Source organism: Micromonospora sp. DT41 (assembly GCF_049841715.1).
Taxonomy (GTDB): Bacteria; Actinomycetota; Actinomycetes; order Mycobacteriales; family Micromonosporaceae; genus Micromonospora; species Micromonospora profundi.
Map to the genome: position 1 here is coordinate 77974 of NZ_JBNCKU010000003.1, position 17699 is coordinate 95672.

The 17699-nt window shown below is 71.9% G+C and carries 16 protein-coding genes; 6 read left to right on the forward strand and 10 right to left on the reverse strand.

What is annotated here, in order from left to right:
- Positions 1 to 119: 119 nt before the first annotated feature.
- The 9 genes from ACLQ23_RS06735 to ACLQ23_RS06775 form a co-directional block, all read right to left on the reverse strand.
- Positions 120 to 1283 carry an acyl-CoA dehydrogenase family protein gene (locus ACLQ23_RS06735; protein WP_355590184.1) on the reverse strand — a complete coding sequence of 388 codons (1164 nt, stop codon included), beginning with the start codon at positions 1281 to 1283 and terminating at the stop codon, positions 120 to 122.
- Positions 1280 to 3295, reverse strand: a complete 2016-nt coding sequence (locus ACLQ23_RS06740) for a biotin carboxylase N-terminal domain-containing protein (RefSeq protein WP_355590181.1) — start codon at positions 3293 to 3295, stop codon at positions 1280 to 1282. The genes ACLQ23_RS06735 and ACLQ23_RS06740 overlap by 4 nt, the downstream gene beginning before the upstream one ends.
- Positions 3296 to 3364: 69 nt before the next feature.
- On the reverse strand, positions 3365 to 4966 hold the full coding sequence (locus ACLQ23_RS06745) for an acyl-CoA carboxylase subunit beta (RefSeq protein ID WP_355590178.1): 1602 nt from the start codon (positions 4964 to 4966) through the stop codon (positions 3365 to 3367).
- Complete coding sequence (locus ACLQ23_RS06750; RefSeq protein WP_425735053.1) at positions 4963 to 6159, reverse strand: acyl-CoA dehydrogenase family protein; 1197 nt, start codon at positions 6157 to 6159, stop codon at positions 4963 to 4965. Before ACLQ23_RS06750 ends, ACLQ23_RS06745 begins: the two co-directional genes overlap by 4 nt.
- Positions 6156 to 7859 (reverse strand): acyclic terpene utilization AtuA family protein, encoded by a 1704-nt coding sequence (locus tag ACLQ23_RS06755; protein ID WP_355590171.1) that lies wholly within the window; start codon positions 7857 to 7859, stop codon positions 6156 to 6158. The genes ACLQ23_RS06750 and ACLQ23_RS06755 overlap by 4 nt, the downstream gene beginning before the upstream one ends.
- Complete coding sequence (locus ACLQ23_RS06760; RefSeq protein WP_355590168.1) at positions 7856 to 8653, reverse strand: TIGR03084 family metal-binding protein; 798 nt, start codon at positions 8651 to 8653, stop codon at positions 7856 to 7858. Before ACLQ23_RS06760 ends, ACLQ23_RS06755 begins: the two co-directional genes overlap by 4 nt.
- A gap of 37 nt (positions 8654 to 8690) precedes the next feature.
- Complete coding sequence (locus ACLQ23_RS06765) at positions 8691 to 9296, reverse strand: TetR/AcrR family transcriptional regulator (RefSeq protein ID WP_355590165.1); 606 nt, start codon at positions 9294 to 9296, stop codon at positions 8691 to 8693.
- Positions 9297 to 9844: 548 nt separating this feature from the next.
- Positions 9845 to 10588, reverse strand: coding sequence for a metallophosphoesterase family protein (locus tag ACLQ23_RS06770; RefSeq protein WP_355590162.1), 744 nt, complete (start codon positions 10586 to 10588; stop codon positions 9845 to 9847).
- Positions 10589 to 10754: 166 nt separating this feature from the next.
- Positions 10755 to 11432, reverse strand: coding sequence for a Crp/Fnr family transcriptional regulator (locus tag ACLQ23_RS06775; RefSeq protein ID WP_007466162.1), 678 nt, complete (start codon positions 11430 to 11432; stop codon positions 10755 to 10757).
- A 143-nt stretch (positions 11433 to 11575) separates the two neighbouring features.
- Between ACLQ23_RS06775 and ACLQ23_RS06780 the strand changes: the two genes are divergently transcribed.
- The 6 genes from ACLQ23_RS06780 to ACLQ23_RS06805 all read left to right on the forward strand — a co-directional run bounded on the left by ACLQ23_RS06780 (position 11576) and on the right by ACLQ23_RS06805 (position 16983).
- The gene (locus tag ACLQ23_RS06780; protein ID WP_355627905.1) at positions 11576 to 12238 is read left to right on the forward strand and encodes an adenosylcobinamide amidohydrolase; all 663 of its coding nucleotides are present in this window, start codon (positions 11576 to 11578) and stop codon (positions 12236 to 12238) included.
- Positions 12239 to 12294: 56 nt separating this feature from the next.
- A complete protein-coding gene (locus tag ACLQ23_RS06785) occupies positions 12295 to 13470 on the forward strand; it encodes a CapA family protein (protein WP_355627902.1) in 1176 nt (391 codons plus the stop codon).
- 41 nt (positions 13471 to 13511) lie between these two features.
- On the forward strand, positions 13512 to 14300 hold the full coding sequence (gene nth / locus ACLQ23_RS06790) for an endonuclease III (RefSeq protein ID WP_355590153.1): 789 nt from the start codon (positions 13512 to 13514) through the stop codon (positions 14298 to 14300).
- Positions 14297 to 15052, forward strand: coding sequence for a TlpA family protein disulfide reductase (locus ACLQ23_RS06795; RefSeq protein ID WP_355627899.1), 756 nt, complete (start codon positions 14297 to 14299; stop codon positions 15050 to 15052). Before nth ends, ACLQ23_RS06795 begins: the two co-directional genes overlap by 4 nt.
- Entirely contained in the window at positions 15049 to 15741 is a 693-nt protein-coding gene (locus ACLQ23_RS06800) for an NUDIX hydrolase (RefSeq protein ID WP_355590147.1), read from the forward strand. The genes ACLQ23_RS06795 and ACLQ23_RS06800 overlap by 4 nt, the downstream gene beginning before the upstream one ends.
- Before the next feature lie 63 nt (positions 15742 to 15804).
- Positions 15805 to 16983, forward strand: a complete 1179-nt coding sequence (locus ACLQ23_RS06805) for a MarP family serine protease (RefSeq protein ID WP_355590144.1) — start codon at positions 15805 to 15807, stop codon at positions 16981 to 16983.
- Between the two features lie 15 nt (positions 16984 to 16998).
- On the opposite strand, the gene ACLQ23_RS06810 is transcribed toward ACLQ23_RS06805, so the two are convergent.
- Positions 16999 to 17691 (reverse strand): phosphatase PAP2 family protein, encoded by a 693-nt coding sequence (locus ACLQ23_RS06810; protein WP_355590141.1) that lies wholly within the window; start codon positions 17689 to 17691, stop codon positions 16999 to 17001.
- Between the last annotated feature and the right edge of the window lie 8 nt (positions 17692 to 17699).

Consider the following 17699-nt stretch of genomic DNA (forward strand, 5'->3'; position numbering starts at 1 on the left):
CGATCTGGCCGGTTGGCCCGACATGGGCGGGCCGGACCGACACGCGGTGGGCCCGGGTCGCTACTCCCGGTGCCCTGCTCGCCGTGTCGAAGCCGGCCCGCGCCCGCCGCGGAGTTGATCTAGTAGGACTTGTCCTGGCCCAGGACGTGCTGGGCCACGAAGTTGAGGATCATCTCGCGGCTGACCGGGGCGATCCGACCCGCCCGGACCGCGCCGAGCAGGGTCGCGATCCCGTACTCGGTGGTCATTCCGGCCCCGCCGAGAGCCTGGACGGCGGTGTCCACGGCGAGCGCGGCGGCCTCCCCGGCGGCGTACTTGGCCATGTTGCCGGACACGCCCGCCTCCAGGTCGCGGCCGGCGTCGTACAGGGTGGCCGCCTTCTGGATCATCAGGCGAGCCAACTCCACCTGCACGGCCGCGTGCGCCAGCGGGTGCGACACGCCCTGGTGGGAGCCGATGGTCCGGCCGCCCCAGACCTTGCGGGTGGCTGTGTAGTCGGTGGCCCGCTCGATGGCGTACCGGCCGGTGCCGGCGCCCATCGCGGCCACCGTGATCCGCTCCGGGTTGAGCCCGGCGAAGAGCGCCGGCAGTCCGGCGTCCAGCGATCCGCCGAGCAGCGCGTCGGCGGGCAGCCGTACGTCGTCCAGGTAGAGCAGGAACTGGTTCTCCGGGGACAGGATCTCCATGTCCAGTTTGGACCGGGTCAGCCCGGGGGCATCGGTCGGCACGAGGAACAGCGCCGGCTTCAGCTTGCCGGTGGACGAATCCTCAGTACGGGCCACCACCAGGACGTGGCCTGCCTCGTCCACACCGGAGATGTAGCACTTGCGGCCGGATAGCAGCCAGTCGTCGCCGTCGCGGCGGGCCACCGTGGCGAGCCTGTGGAAGTTGGAGCCTGCCTCCGGCTCGGTGATCGCGAAGACGATCTTCTCGGAGCCGTCGGCGAGACCGGGCAGGTGCCGCTTGCGCTGCTCCTCGGTGCCGTGCCGGTGGAGCACCGTGGCCGCGATGGCGGGGGACACCACGAGCAACAGCAGCGGGCAACCGGCCGCCGCCAGCTCCTCGCAGACGATTGCCAGCTCGGTGATGCCACCGCCACCGCCGCCGTACTCGGTGGGGATGTTGACCCCCAGGTAGCCGAGCTGGCCGGCCTCGGCCCACAGCTCGGTGGTGTGCTCGCCGGACTTGGCCTTCTCCACGAAGTAGCTGTGGCCGTACCGGCGGCCCAACGCCCGCACGGCGTCGCGCAACTGGTCCTGCTCGGGGGTGAGGTCGAAGCTCATCGGGGGTCCTCCTCGGGGTTCGACGGCGCGGGGTCGACGCCGTCGATGACAGCCAGCACGGCACCGGTGCGCACCTGACCGCCGGCGGGCACCGGCAGCTCGGCGACGACACCGTCGGTCGGGGCGAGCACGGGATGTTCCAGCTTCATCGCTTCCAGCGTGAGCAGCAGGTCGCCGGCCGCGACCCGCTGGCCGACCTCGACGTGCACCTGGGTCACCGCGCCGGGCAGCGGCGCGAGCAACGACCCGGCCGCAAGCTGCGCCGTGGGCAGCGGGAAACGCGGCAGCTCGGTGAGGCTCGCCGACCCGTCGGGGCCGTCCACGAAGACCTCCGATCCCACCCGGTGTACGCGGTACGCGCCCCGCACACCGTCGACGTCGAGCACCACCCGGTCCGGGGTGGCCTCGACCAGTGCCACAGCGGGAGGGTCGGTGTTGGCGGGATCGGTCGACCATTCGGCGAGCCCGCCCCGGCGGTCCAGCCGGTAGCGGACCTCGATCTCGCCGTCCGGCCCGGTGAACCGGGCGACCTGCGGGACGGCAGGCACGTTGCGCCAGCCCGACGGCAGCCCGGCCAGCACCGTCGCGCCCGCACGGCGTCCAGCGGCCGACGCGAGCGCCGCAGCCAGCGCGGCAAGCGGCAGGCGGTCGGCGGGAAGCAGCGCCGTGAACACCTCCGGGTGCCGGTCCAGGAACCCGGTGTCGACGTCCGCCGCGCCGAACTCGGGGCTGCGCAGCACGCGGACCAGCAGATCCCGGTTCGTGGCCACACCGTGCAACTCGGCCCGCGCGAGCGCGCCCGCGAGAGCCCGGGCCGCCTCGGCGCGGGTGGGTGCCCAGGCGACAAGCTTCGCCAGCATCGAGTCGTAGTGGACGCCGACAACGGAACCGTCCACCACACCCGAGTCGAGCCGCAGACCCGCCCGCTGAAGACCACCGAACTCGCAGTCGACACCGGGGACGGCGAAGCGGTGCAGGACACCTGTCGCCGGGCGGAACCCCTGAGCCGGTTCCTCGGCGCAGAGGCGTACCTCGATGGCGCAGCCCTGCGCGGACGGAGACCTGGCCTCCTCCGGCAACGCCGCGCCCTCGGCGACAAGCAGTTGCAGCCGGACCAGGTCCAGCCCTCCGGCGGCGGTCAGCTCGGTGACCGGGTGCTCGACCTGGAGCCGGGTGTTCATCTCCAGGAAGTAGATCGCCCCGTCCGGCGCCAGCAGGAACTCGACAGTGCCAGCGCCCACGTAGTCGACAGCCCGGCCGGCCGCCACCGCCGCCTCGTGCAGGCGCTCCCGCACGTCCGCCGGAATGACCCCCGGTGCCTCCTCGACGATCTTCTGGTGTCGGCGCTGGATCGAGCATTCCCGGACACCGAGCGCGGCCACCGTCCCGTGCGTGTCACCGAAGATCTGCACCTCGACGTGCCGGCCGCGCTCGACGTACCGCTCGATGAAGACAGTGCCGTCGCCGAACGCCGCAGCCGCCTCGCGGCGCGCGGACGCCACGGCCTCGGCCAGCCCGGCGGTGTCCCGGACGATCCGCATGCCCCGGCCGCCGCCACCGGCGGACGCCTTCACCAGCACCGGGAAATCGGTGACGTCGGCGGCGTCGGTCCAGCTCGGCAGCATCGGCACGCCCGCCTCGGCGAGCAGCGACTTCGCCGCCAGCTTGTCGCCCATCGCGGCGATCACCTTGGCCGGCGGGCCCACCCAGGTCAGCCCCGCGTCGGTCACCGCCGCCGCGAACTCGGCGTTCTCGGCCAGGAAGCCGTAACCCGGGTGGACGGCGTCCGCGCCGCTGCGCCGGGCCGCGTCCAGGATCAGATCGACCCGCAGGTACGTCTCGGACGGCGTGTCACCGGGCAGCCGGACTGCCTGGTCGGCCTCGGCGACGAACGGCGCGTCGGCGTCCGCGTCCGAGTGCACGGCGACCGTCTCCACGCCGAGCGCCCGGCAGGTCGCGAAGACCCGGCGGGTGATCTCCCCCCGGTTGGCGACGAGCAATCGGTTGATCATTTTGGCTGAGCCTGCCTCTCGTTCGCCGGTGCGGGATTGCGGTTCGCTGCGTTCCTCATGCTCACGGGGCTACATCCGGAAGACGCCGAAGCCGTCGGCGCCCTTCACCTGTGCACTGTGGATCGCCGAGAGGCAGAGCCCGAGGACTGTACGGGTGTCGCGCGGGTCGATCACCCCGTCGTCGTAGAGCCGGCCGGAGAGGAACAGCGCGCCGGACTGCGACTCGATCTGCTGCTCGACCATCATCCGCATCGCCGCGTCGGACTCCTCGTCGTAGTCGCGCCCCCGCGCGGCAGCCGCCTGCCGGGCCACGATCGAGAGCACACCGGCGAGCTGCGCCGGACCCATCACCGCCGACTTCGCGTTCGGCCAGGTGAACAGGAACCTCGGGTCGTACGCGCGACCGCACATGCCGTAGTTGCCGGCCCCGTACGACGCGCCGAGGTTCACAGTCAGGTGCGGCACCGTCGAGTTGGACACCGCGTTGATCATCAGGGCGCCGTGCTTGATGATGCCGCGCTGCTCGTACTCAGTGCCCACCATGTAGCCGGTGGTGTTCTGGAGGAAGATCAGCGGGGTGTTCGAGGTGTTCGCGAGCTGGATGAACTGCGCCGCCTTCTGCGCCTCCTCGCTGAACAGCACACCCCGGGCGTTGGCAAGCACACCCACCGGGTAGCCGTGCAGCTCGCCCCAGCCGGTGACAAGCGCGTCCCCGTACGTCGGCTTGAACTCGTCGAAGTCGCTGCCGTCCAGGATCCGGGCCAGCACCTCGCGGGGATCGAACGGCACCTTCAGGTCGGCGCTGGCGATGCCGAGCAGCTCCTCCGGGTCGTACTTCGGTGGCTGCGGCACTGCCGTACGCGGCGACGGGCCGGACTTGTGCCAGTTGAGCCGGCGTACGCACTGCCGGGCCAACCGGATGCCGTCCCGCTCGTCGGAGGCCAGGTGATCGGCCAGCCCGGACGTGCCGGCGTGCATCGCCGCGCCACCAAGCGACTCGTCGTCGGTGACCTCACCGGTGGCCATCTTCACCAGCGGCGGCCCGGCAAGGTAGACCTGCGACCGGTCCCGAATCATGATCACGTGATCGGACATCCCCGGCACGTACGCGCCACCTGCAGTTGCGTTGCCGAAGACCACGCTGACAGTGGGGATCTTCGCCGCGGATAGCCGGGTCAGGTCGCGGAACACCCGCCCGCCCGGAATGAAGATCTCCGCCTGGGTCGGTAGGTCCGCGCCGGCCGACTCGACAAGGTTGACCATCGGCAGCCGGTTGGCGAGGGCGATCTCGCCGGCCCGCCGGGTCTTGGCGAGCGACCACGGGTTGACGGCGCCGCCGCGTACGGTCGGGTCGTTGGCCACGATCAGGCACTCCACGCCCTCGACCACGCCGATGCCGGTGACCACGCTGGCGCCCACCGGAAAGTCAGTGCCGTACGCCGCCACCGGCGACAGCTCCAGAAACGGGCTGTCCGCGTCGAGCAGCAGCTCGATCCGCTCCCGGGCCAGCAGCTTGCCCCGCTTGTGGTGCCGGGTCACGTACTTCTCGCCACCGCCCCCGCGGGCCTGATCCAGCGCCGCGTCCAACTCGGCGAGCCGCTCCAGCAGCGCTGCCCGGTTCGCCACGAAGCCTGGCGCTGACGGGTCGACCGAGGTGTCCAGTGTGGTCACAGGCCCATCCCCTTCACGATGATCTCATTCATGATCTCGGTGGCACCGCCGCCGATGCCGAGCAGCCGGGCGTCGCGGTAGTGCCGTTCCACCTCGGCGTCACGCATGTAGCCAAACCCTCCGTGCAGCTGCAATGCCTGGTCGACGACCTGGTCACAGGCGGCCACCGCCACGTTCTTGGCCATCGCCACCTCGGTCACCACCGGCTCGCCGGCCGCCACCCGGACCGCTACCTCGTGCACGTACGCCCGCGCCGCCTCGGCACGGGTGTGCATCTCGGCCAGCCGGTGCCGGACCACCTGCCGACTGGTCAACGGACGCCCGAAGGTCTCCCGGTCCCGGCACCAGCGCACGGCCAACTCGACGCAGCGCTGCGCTGTGGCGTACGCCTGGGTGGCGAGCGAAAGCCGTTCCGCGGCGAAGTTCTGCATGATCGCCAGGAAGCCGGTGTCCTCCTCGCCGATCCGGTTCGCCACCGGCACCCGCACGTCGACGAAGGACAGCTCGGCGGTGTCCGAGCAGTGCCAGCCCAGCTTCTCCAGTCGACGGCCGACGGTGAACCCAGGGCTGTCCTTGTCGATGACCAGCAGGGAGATCGAGCCGCTGCCGGGGAAACCGGTGCACACAGCAGTTGTCACGAAGTCGGCCCGATGCCCGCTGGTGATGTACGTCTTCGACCCGTTCACCAGGTAGTGGTCGCCGTCGCGGCGGGCTGTGGTGCGGATACCCGCCACGTCCGAACCGCCGTCCGGCTCGGTGATCGCCAACGCCCCGATCATCGTGCCGGCAAGCGTCGGCCGGACGTACCGCTGAACCAGGTCGTCGTCACCGGGCGTCGAGGTGCCGCCGAGCATGCCGCCCAGCGAGCCGCCGATGCCCACGCCTGCCGCCGCGACCATGTGCGGCAGCGCGATGCCGTGCGTGAACAGGGCCGCGATCAGGCCGGACGACCCGCCGGAGCGGATCACCTCCTCGGTCACGATTATCGAGTCGAGCAGGTCACCGCCGCTGCCACCGACCGACTCGGGGAAGCCGATGCCGAGCAGTCCGAGCTTCGCGGCGCTGGCGTGCAGCGCCCGGGGGACCTCGCCGGCCTTCTCCCAGTCGTCCAGGTGCGGCAGCACCTCCCGGGTCACGAACGACCGGGTCAGCTCGCGCAGTTGCCGCCGCTCCGGGGTGTCCACGATGCTCATGCCGCCGTCTCCCTGTCCGCTGCCGGGGGACCTGCCGGCACGCCCGCCGGCAGGTCGACGAGCCGGGAGCGCAGCAGCTCACCGAGCGCCTTGGCCTGCGGGTCGAACCGGGTGGACGCGGCCACACCCGCTCCGAGCAGGCCCTCGATCACGAAGTTGACAGCACGGAGGTTCGGCAGCTCGTACCGCCGCACCACAAGCGACGCCGTCTCCGGAAGCAGTTCCGCCAGCCGCTCGACGGTCAGCCAGCCGCGCAGCCACGCGTACCCGTCGTCGGAGCGTGCCCAGACACCAAGGTTGGCGTCGCCGCCCTTGTCCCCGGAGCGGGCACCGACCAGCTCTCCGAGCGCGCCTCGTCGGGTCGGGCCGTGGCCCGCCACCGCGTCGCCTGGCGAAGCCTCCCCATCCGGGGGCGGCGCGGGGACGGTGTGACTCGGGGGAGCGATCGGCACCCGCTCGCCTCCTGGCAGCACCGCCACGTGCGACACCTCGTCCTGCGGCACGGTGTCGGCGGTGAAGACCCCGTACGGTGTCGCGTCGCCCGGCAGGGTGGTGAGCGTGCAACCCGGGTACGACGCCAGGGCCAGCTCCACCGCGGCGGCCGAGAAGGCCCGCCCGGCCCGCGTCCGGTCGGTGTCGCGCAGGTGTACGTGGAGCAGGGCGCTTGCCGCCTCCGTGTCGACGGCGTCCGGGTGGTCGGTCCGGGCCAGTGTGAACTCCAGCCCTTCCTTGCCCACCGCCTCCACCATCTGCCCCCGGACCAGGGCCGCCTTGGCCTCGATGTCCAGCCCGCAGAGGACGAAGGTCATCGAGTTGCGGAAGCCGCCGAGGTTGTTGACGCCCACCTTCAGCGTCGCCGGCGGCGGAGTGCCCCGGACACCGGAGATGCGGACCCGGTCCGGCCCGTCGGGGCTCAGCCTCACCGAGTCCAGCCGGGTGACGACGTCCGGCCCCAGGTACGCCGGCCCGCCCACCTCGTAGAGCAGCTGTGCGGTGACCGTCTCCACGGTGACAGCACCGCCGGTGCCCTGGTGCTTCGTGAGCACCGCCGAGCCGTCCGGGTGCACCTCGGCGATCGGGAAACCGGGTCGGCGACCACCGTCGGGCAGCTCGGTGAAGAAGCTGAAGTTGCCGCCGGTGACCTGCGCGCCACACTCCAGGAGGTGCCCCGCGACGGTCGCCCCGGCCAGCTCGTCGAAGGCGTCGCGACCCCACCCGTACCGCGCGATGGCCGGACCGACCACAAGCGACGCGTCGGTCACCCGACCGGTGACCACGACGTCCGCCCCGGCGTCGAGGCAGGCGGCGATCCCGAACGCGCCGAGGTAGGCGTTCGCGGTAAGCGCGTCGGGCCGCTGGAGCGCGTCGCCCTCGACGTACCCGACCTTCACCGGCACGCCGAGCCGGCCGGCGAGGGTCTCGACGGCGGCTGCCAGGCCGGCCGGGTTGAGCCCGCCGGCGTTCGTCACGATCCGTACGCCCCGGTCGAGGGCCGTGCCGAGGCAGGTCTCCAACTGGCGCAGGAAGGTCTTGGCGTATCCCAGGTCGGGGTCGCGCAGCCGGTCGCGGCCGAGGATGAGCATTGTCAGCTCGGCCAGGTAGTCGCCGGTCAGCACGTCCAGGTCGCCGCCGTCGATCATCTCCTGCCAGGCGGTGAACCGGTCGCCGTAGAAGCCTGAGGCGTTGCCGATGCGGATCACGCGGCGGCTCCGTTCCGGCCGGCCGGCTCGCGGCCTGCGCCGGGCGGGCCGGCGAATGCCTGTGCCACGTCGAGCCACTCGTCGGCGACCGGGCCGGTGGCCAGGAGAGCGAGATCCGCGCGGTGCCGGCGCTGGGTGACGAGCAGGCAGAAGTCCCGGGCGGGACCGGTGAGCCGGTCGGCGGCGTCCGCCGGACCCCAGACCCACGTGTCGCCGTCGGGGCCGGCCAACTCGACCCGGACCGGCGCCGTCGGCACCGGTCGGCCCTGGGCGGCGAAGCCGTGCCCGAGGGTACGCACACCGAGGTGTGCCACGTGCCGGAGCCGGTCGGAGGCGGGGCGGACCACACCGAGCGCGTCGGCCACATCCTCGCCGTGCGCCCAGGTCTCCATCATCCGGGCGGTCGCCATGGAGGTGGCCGACATCCGGGTGCCGTACCACGGCACTTTTTCGCCGGCCGGGACCGCCGCGAGCGCGTCGGTGAGCGCGGCCCGGCCGGCCCTCCAGCGGGCGAGCAGGTCGTCGGGCGGAGCGAGGAACTCCTCCGCGCCGTCGTCGACCAGGCGGGACGGGTCCGGAGCGTTCATCACCGTCGCGTAGAACGCCTCGGCGTCGGTGGCGGCCAACACCGCCACGTGGTCGGTCCAGGCGAGGTGGGCGATCTGGTGGCCGATGCTCCAGCCGGGCGCCGGGGTCGGGCGTGCCCAGTCGACAGCCGGCAGCGGGGCCACCAGGGCGTCCAGGTGGGCGGACTCGTCGGCAAGATCCGCGAGCAGGTCGGTGAGGTCGACCATTGTGCCTCCGGTCGGTGCGGGCCGGTGCGGCCGGTGGTCAGGGCGTGAGCAGGGTGGCGAGCTGGCGCTTCCAGGTGACGAGGAGCGCGGTGCGGCGGGCCGAGTCGTCGCTGAGCAGGTTGGCCACGCCGAGCCCGCGGAGCAGGTCGAGGGTGGCCTGTACCGACTCCCGGACGCCGGGTCGGCGCTCGTCGACGCCGAGCAGCGAGACGGTGAGCCTGTGCATCTCCCGGCCGACCATCGCCTCAAGCGGCATCAGGGCGTCGCGAAGCTCCCGGTCGGTACGGGCGGCGACCCAGAGTTCGAGCGCGGCCACGAAGAGCGGCCCGGTGAACGCGGCGGCAAGCAGATCGATCACCCGGTCCAGCCGCTGCGGGCCGGCGGGCAACGCCTCCGCCTCGGTGCGCAACTCGTCGGCCCGGCGTTCGGCGAGGTGGGCGACAGCGGCGGTGACCAGGGCTGCCTTGGTGGGGTAGTGGTGCAGCTGAGCGCCCCGTGAGACACCGGCTCGGGCTGCGACGACGGTGGTCGTGGTGCCGGACCAGCCGTGCTCGATCAGGCAGTCGACCGTCGCCTCGAGCAGGCGGGCCTGGGTGGCGCGACTGCGCTCCTGCTGCGGGACGCGCGTCGATGCGGCGGACATGCGCCACAGCCTGCCGGCTCAGAAACAAACAGTCAAGACTGACTTTTTCTGTGCCAACTGGAGCGGGGCGGTGCGTCTGAGGCGCGCCTATGCGGGGTGTCTGTGTGGGGCGTCGGCGTGGGGCGCCTGGGTGGGGCGTCGGCGTGGGGCGCCTGGGTTGGGCACCTGCTGTAGAGCTGCCCCACGGATGGGGCAGGTGCCGACGTCACCGGCGGAGGGTGTGCCCTGCCTTCAGGCGAAGGTTCTGGTCGTCCTTGCCCACCCAGTCGTACTCAGGGGCCTGTCGGCCAGCGTGACCGGCCTGCCGTGGTCTCGAGGTGTCGGTGTTCACGACCTTTGGACACGACCGCATGGACTTGTGAGGGAGCCAGTCCGTCAACGGTTACTGGCGATGCTCCCGGCCATCTCGGCTGAATCGCGTCGCCCCAGATATGGGGCAGCTCTACAGGCAGCGAGGACCATTCCCTGTGCTCGACCTGCCCTTGAGCGTGGCCCGGCGACCCGTGGGCGGTGGCCCGTGGCCCGTTACCTGGTCGGGGCTGACCGGGTCAGCGGCCGTCGCGGGGGCCGAAGACGGCAAGCGCATCGGCGTCGCTGTGCTGGGAGCGCACGTACTCGTCGGCCCAGGCGGCAGCGTCGGGGAAGGCCGACTCGGCTGCTACCCGGGCGCAGGCCGCGTCCACGTCGAAGGCGGTACGGCGCAACTGCACGCCCGGCCCGAGCAGCGCCCACCAGGCGCCCACACCTCCGTACGGCATGCCGACGCTGCCCGGGTTGACCACCAGGCGGCGGTCGGCCAGCCGGGTGAACGGCATGTGGGTGTGGCCGCAGACCACTGTCGAAACCTCGGCCGGGAGGTCGGCGAAGACCTCCGCCCAGCGCTCCATCCGGGAGTCGACGAGCACGACCTCCTCGTCGTCGCGAGGTGTGGCGTGGCAGAACAGCGTCCGGCCGAGGCCGTCGATCTCCAGCGTCACCGTCGGCGGAAGCGCGGCGAGCCGGGCCGCCTGGTCGTCGCGGAGCTGCGCGGCGGCCCAGTTCGACACCTCGATCGACGCGGGCCGGCCGGCCCGCGCCTCGACCAGCTCGCGGTCGGCGTTGCCGCCCACCCAGCACGCGCGGTCGCCCAGGCCGGCGAGCACGTCAAGCACCTCGACCGGTTGCGGACCTGCCGCGATGTCGCCGGTGAGCACGATCAGGTCGGCGGTGGCGACGTCCGACTCGGCCAGCACGGCCTCCAGCGCGGGCAGCACCCCGTGGATGTCGGAGAGCACGGCGACACGGTTCAGCATGGCCCCACCCTCGCGCTGACGGCCCGCCGAGTCCAGGACTTCTGCGACGGGCAGACGACGTACCCGGACGTCAGGCACCTGGATGCGGCCACGCGTCGCGGCCCGGACCGCACGGGGCGGTCCGGGCCGGAAGGTCCGTCAATGCCGGGGCGTGCCCGGCGGTCGCTCAGACGCGGGCGCGGCGGGCCAGGCGCTCCGGGTCGAGGATGATGATGCTCTTGCCGTCCAGCCGCAGCCAGCCGCGCGAGGCGAAGTCGGCGAGTGCCTTGTTCACCGTCTCGCGGGAGGCGCCGACGAGCTGGGCGATCTCCTCCTGGGTGAGGTCGTGCGTCACCCGCAGGACGCCACCGTCGCGGGTGCCGAACCGGCCGGCCATCTGGAGCAGGTTCTTGGCGACCCGGCCCGGCACGTCCGTGAAGATCAGATCGGCCAGCGAGTCGTTGGTCCGGCGCAGTCGCCGCGCCAGCACCCGGAGCAGCTGCTCGGCGATTTCCGGGCGGTTGTTCAGCCACGGCCGCAGTGCCTGCTTGCGCAGCCGTACCAGCCGGGTGTCGGTCACCGCGGTGGCGGTCGCCGTCCGCGGACCCGGGTCGAAGAGCGACAGCTCACCGACCATGTCCGACGGCCCCATCACCGCGATCAGGTTCTGCCTGCCGTCAGCCGCACGGCGGCCAACCTTGATCTTCCCGGACAGCAGGATATAGAGACTGTCACCGGGCTCGCCCTCATTGAAGACGATCTCGCCCTTGCGGACCTCGATCGTCTCCATCTCCTTGGCGAGCGCCTCGGCAGCTTCCGGGTCGACACCCTGGAAGATCCCGCTGCGGGCCAGTACCTCATCCATCGCGCACCTCCGGTTGCGCGTGCCGTCCGTCGGCCGGGTCCGCCGTCCGCTGATCCCCTCGCGCGCCGCCAAGTCTAGGCGCACATGAGCATGAATCAGAGGTCGCCCCTGGAATCTTGAGCGGTGGGCGTAACCTGCCCGACGTGCTGACCGAGCCGACTCTGACCAGCCGCCCCGAGGACGGGCGGCATATTCCGCTGCTCGTCTGGCGCGCCGACGGCCCGCTGCGAGCGGTCAGCAGCGGCCCGCTCGGCGGTGGCATCGGCGTCCGGCACTGGGTGCTGAACGCGACAGTGCCCATGTCGTACGACCGGGATGACCCTGCCGCGCACCTGACCGCGCTCGCTGCGGACCTGGCCCTCGACGGACCCGGGGTCGGTCTGCTCACCGGCGTGGACGTGACCGAGGTGGTGGCCCGGACCGACACCGGTGTGCGGGCCTGGGCGACCGTCGGGCTCGGCACGCCGGTGCCCGCCGCCGCGCCGGCCGCCACCGCGCTCGCGCAGCACGTCGGCACCGTCAACATCGTGGTGTACGTGCCGGCGCGGCTCGCCGACTCCGCCCTGGTGAACGCCGTGGCCACCGCCACCGAGGCGAAGACCCAGGCGATAAGCGAGCTGGGACTGGCGGGAACCGGCACTCCCACCGACGCGGTCACAGTGCTCTGCCCGGTGGACGGGCCGGAGGCCGCGTACGGCGGGCCGCGCTCCACCTGGGGTGCCCCGCTGGCCCGAGCGGTCCACGCTGCGGTGCGTGCCGGCGGTGACCGGCCCGTCGTGCCCTGGTCAGACCGGCTGACGGGCTGAAATTCCGACCGATCGGCCCTCGTCTGCGAGTTTACGGGCCGGTAGCCTCGCGGACGATGTACGCTTCCGCCCCCCTCGCGCCCCGCCCACGCCGCCGCGTCGCCCTCGGCCTCGCCGCGCTGCTGGCCGCTCTTCTCGTAGCCGGCTGCGCCGAGACCGCAGAGGCCCCGGTCTGGCAGCCGGGCGTCGGCGGCGGTGGCACCGGAGCGCCGGTGACAACGGCCGGTCCGAAGGCCAGCGGTGACACCTCGGCACCCGGTGAGGACGCGATCTCGCTGTCCGCGACCGGCGACATCATCATGGGCAACGCGCCGAACCGGCTGCCCGCCGGTGGCGGTAAGGGCTTCTTCGACTCGGTGACCCGGGCACTCAAGGCGGACCTCGTCATGGGCAACCTGGAGGAGCCGCTGACCGTGGACACCGGCACCGGCAAGTGCGGCGCCAACTCGACGCGGTGCTTCCAGTTCCGGGCTCCGCCGGAGTACGCCGCCCACCTGCGTGACGCCGGCTTCAACCTGCTCAACCAGGCGAACAACCACGGCTACGACTACGGCCCGAAGGGCTACGAGAACACCCAGAAGGCGCTGGAGAAGTACGACCTGGAGCACACCGGCGCGCCGAACCAGATCACCGTGGTCGACGTCAAGGGCGTCAAGGTGGCGGTGGCCGGCTTCTCGTCGTACGTCTGGTCCAACAGCCTCGTCGACATCGCCAAGGCGAAGACTGTCGTCGCCAAGGCGGCCACCATGGCCGACCTGGTAGTGGTGCAGGTGCACATGGGCGGCGAGGGCGCGGACAAGACCCGGGTGAAGCCGGGCACCGAGATGTTCCTCGGCGAGAACCGGGGCGACCCGGTCAAGTTCTCGCGCGCCATGATCGACGCCGGTGCGGATCTGATCGTCGGACACGGGCCGCACGTGCTGCGCGGTATGGAGTTCTACAAGGGGCGCCTGATCGCCTACAGCCTGGGCAACTTCGCCGGTGGCGGCAACTCGCTGAGCAACGCCGGGCGCCTCGGCTGGGGCGGCGTGTTGAAGGTGTCGCTCAAGCCCGACGGCAGTTGGGCCGGCGGCACGTTCATCTCGACCTACATGAACTCCGCGGGCAAGCCGACGATGGACCCGGACGACAGGGGTCTGGGCCTGATCACCGAACTGAGCCGTACCGACTTCCCGAAGACCGGCGCCCGGTTCGACACCGACGGCAAGATCTCCGCGCCGACCGCCGGTTGACCCGAGCAGGAACGTCCGGGGGGCGACGTAGGCTGGCCGTCGTGACCAGTAGCCCTCCCGGTGCCAGCGAGACCGACCTCGGGCGCAAACGCCGTGCCCGCAAGGTCGGCCGGGTGCTGGCCGAGACGCACCCTGACGCGCACTGTGAGCTGGACCACTCCAATGCCCTGGAGTTGGCCGTCGCCACGATCCTCTCCGCGCAGTGCACCGACAAGAAGGTCAACGAGGTCACCCCGAAGCTCTTCGCCCGCTACCCGAGCGCAGCCGCGTACGCCGGCGCGGATCGGGGCGAGATGGAGGAGCTGATCCGGCCCACCGGCTTCTACCGAAACAAGACCGACTCGCTGCTCAAGCTCGGGCAGGCCCTTGTCGACAGGTACGACGGCCAGGTCCCCGGCCGCCTCGCCGACCTGGTGACGCTTCCCGGGATCGGTCGCAAGACCGCGAACGTCATCCTCGGCAACGCCTTCGACGTCCCCGGGATCACCGTCGACACGCACTTCCAACGGCTGGTCCACCGGTGGGGGCTGACCGCCGAGACCGACCCCGTCAAGATCGAGCACGCGATCGGCGCGCTGTACGAGAAGCGTGACTGGACGATGCTGTCGCACCGGATCATCTTTCACGGGCGACGGGTCTGTCACGCCCGCAAGCCCGCCTGTGGCGCGTGCACGCTCGCGAAGCTCTGCCCCTCGTACGGCACCGGCCCGACCGAGCCGGCTGCCGCAGCCAAGCTGCTCAAGGGCCCTCGGGCACGCGATCTGGCGGTGGCCGCCGGCGTCGACCCGGAGCTGGTGCCCGCCCAGGCGGTCGCTGCGGAGGTGCCGTGAACCGGCGTCTCGCCCTGCTCGCTGTGCCGCTGCTGCTCGCCGTCGCCGGCTGCACAAGTGGCACTACCGACGACAGCCCTGCGCCGAGGCCGGCCGCCGCCGAGCGCCCGTCGCCGTTCGAGGACTGCGCGGCGCTGAGCACGCCGCCCGGGGCCGGATCGCCCGGAGCCGGCACGACGAGCCCCGGTGCAACGGCCTCCGCGTCGCCGGCCTCTGGCGCGACGGCCGCTGCATCGCCTGGCTCGGGCACGACTGCCTCTGCATCGCCTGGCTCGGGCACGGCGGACTCCGCGTCGCCCGGCTCGGGCACGGTGGCGGCACCTGGCGGTGCGGTGCTGCCGGAGCTGACACTGGCCTGCTTCACCGGCGGCGCTCCGGTCGAGCTGCGGTCCGTCGCCGGCCCCGCCGTGATCAACATCTGGGCGTCCTGGTGTGGGCCGTGCCGCAAGGAGCTGCCCGCCTTCCAGCGACTCAGCGAACGCGCCAGCGGCCAGCTCCAGGTGGTCGGGGTCAACACCCGGGACAGCCGGCGCGGTGCCCAGTCCATCGGTGAGGACTACGGCGTACGGTTCCCGATCCTTGTGGACCAGGGCGACGCCCTGCAACGGGAGTTGAACCGCAACGCCTTCCCGCTGACCCTCTTCGTCGACGCCGACCGGCGGATCCGGCACATCGACGCCACGGGCGCGCTCGACGACGCCCAACTCGCCACGTTGGTCCGCAAGCACCTCGGCCTGAAGGTGTCGGCGTGACCCGTCGACCCCCCGAGTGGATCGAGCCGCTGCTGACCCGGCTGGGCACCGCCCGCGCGGAGGACTTCACCCGGCTGACCACCCCCGCCGAGGGTGGTCGGGAGAGCGCCGTGCTGGTGCTGCTCGGTGAGCAGCCCGGTGTGGGGCCCGACGTGCTGGTGCTGCAACGGGCCGCCAACCTGCGCAATCACGCAGGCCAGCCGGCCTTTCCCGGCGGCGCAGCCGACCCGGAGGACGCCGACGTACGCGCTACCGCGCTGCGCGAGGCGAACGAAGAGGTCGGCCTGGACCCGACAAGCGTGACAGTGCTGGCCGAGCTGCCGAAGCTGTGGATACCGGTGAGCGACTTCGTGGTCACCCCGGTGCTTGCCTGGTGGCACGATCCGCACCCGGTGCACCCTCGGGAACCTGCCGAGGTGGCGCACGTGGCCCGGTTGCCGGTAAGCGAACTTGTCGACCCGGCCAACCGGATGCGGGTGCGTCACTCCAGCGGTTGGATCGGCCCGGCGTTCTCGGCGCGCGGCATGCTCGTCTGGGGTTTCACCGCCGGGGTGCTTGCCACCCTGCTGGAGATGGGCGGCTGGGCCCGCCCGTGGCCGCGAAACCGGGTGGTGGACCTGCCGCCGACAGGGGTGACACCGGCGCCGTCGGCCGGCACCGACGAGGTCGACGAAACCGCCCTGCGCTGACCACGCGGTCACCTTCCGCAAGCGATGGTCATCTGGCGGGCGCACTGCCCGTACGCTTGACCCGTGTCCGTCGTGGATCTCGTCCTACTGCTGCTCATGCTCGTGTTCGCGATCAGCGGATACCGCCAGGGTTTCGTCATCGGCGTCACGTCGTTGTCCGGATTCTTCCTGGGTCTGCTCCTCGGCCTCCAGGTCGGCCCGCTGTTCGCCCGGCAGTTCGTGGATGCCGGCACCCGGGTGCTGGTCTCCCTGGTGGCGATCTTCGGACTGGCGGTGATCGGTCAGGCGCTCGCCGGCTGGCTCGGTTCGCACCTGCGCAAGACGATCACCAGCCAGGTTGGCAGGCGGATCGACGACGTCGGTGGGGCGTTCGTCTCACTGTTCGCTGTACTGCTGCTCGCCTGGCTGGTCGCCGTACCGCTCGGTTCGTCCTCGGTTCCCTGGCTCGCGGCCGCAGTGCGCAACAGCACCGTGATCACGGTGGTGAACGGGGTCCTGCCGGAGCAGGCACACCGGCTCTCCACGGCGCTCGAGGACACCGTAGACACCGACGGCTTCCCGGACGTCTTCGGTGACCTCGCGCCCACCCGGGCCCGGCAGGTCGACCCGCCCGACCCGGCGTTGGCCGGCTCCCAGGTGGTGGTCAACGGCCAGCGGTCGGTGGTCAAGGTGCTCGGTTCCGCGCCCAGTTGCTCGCGCCGCATCGAGGGCTCCGGTTTCGTCTACGCCGACGACCGGGTCATGACCAACGCGCACGTGGTCGCCGGCACCCGTTCGGTGGCGGTGGAGCTGGGCGGGGAGCGGTACGACGGTCAGGTGGTGGTCTACGACCCCAACCGGGACCTGGCAGTGCTGCTGGTGCCGGGGCTGCCCGGCCCGTCGATGCGGTTCGCCGCCGGAAACGCGGGCAGCGGCTCGGACGCCATCGTGCTGGGCTTTCCGCTCGACGGCCCGTACAACGCGCAGTCGGCGCGGATCCGGGACGTCGACAAGATCAAGGGACCGGACATCTACTCCTCCGGCGACGTCACCCGGGAGGTCTACACGATCCGGGCGCTTGTGCGCAGCGGCAACTCAGGCGGCCCGCTGCTCTCCGCCAACGGCCTGGTGCTCGGTGTGATCTTCGCGGCGGCAGCCGACGATCCCAACACGGGCTTCGCGGTGACCGCCGCCGAGGCTCGTCCGGTGGCGCTGGCCGGCGCCGAGCGCAACCGGGCCGTCTCCACCGGCGAGTGCACCTGAGCGGCGCGCGCCGGGTCAGGTACGTGCCGGGGTGGCGGCGGGGAGCTTCGCCCTGCCCCACTGCAGGGACCGGTCCAGCACCGCCCGCGCCATGATCAGGACGCAGGTGCCGCCGTTGACGAACGACGCGACCACGTCGCTCGGGTGGTGCATTCCCCGGTACATGCGGGTCAGCGCCACACCCAGCGGCACCAGCAGCAACGCCCACCAGGCGACCTTCGCGCCGGTGCTGCGGGCCCGCAACGCCATCAGCACGGCGATACCGACATAGAGGGCCACCGCTGCCGAGGTGTGCCCGGACGGGAAGCTGGACGTGGGCGGCGACGTGTCCATGTGCTCCACCGCCGGCCGCTGCCGGTCGATCGCCAGGGTGGTCAGCAGGAACACCAGCGCTTGGGCGGTCACCGCCGCGCACAGGAACAGCGGCTCCCGCCAGCGCTTCAGCCAGAGCCGCAGCGCCAGCGCCACCAGAACGGTGACCACGACGATCATCTGGGTGCTGGCCAGGGTGCTGAAAACCAGCGAGACGTCATTCCAACCGCCGGTGCGGTCGCCGGCGAGTTCCCGATTGACCGCGTCCTCCACGGTGAACGGCCAGGTCCTTGCGAACGCCCGGGTGACCAGCACCCCCAGCAGCACCATGACGCCGAGCAGGAGGGACACCGGCAGCAACACCCGCCGGATGATCTGGACCACGGTGTCGGACATGAGCCGGC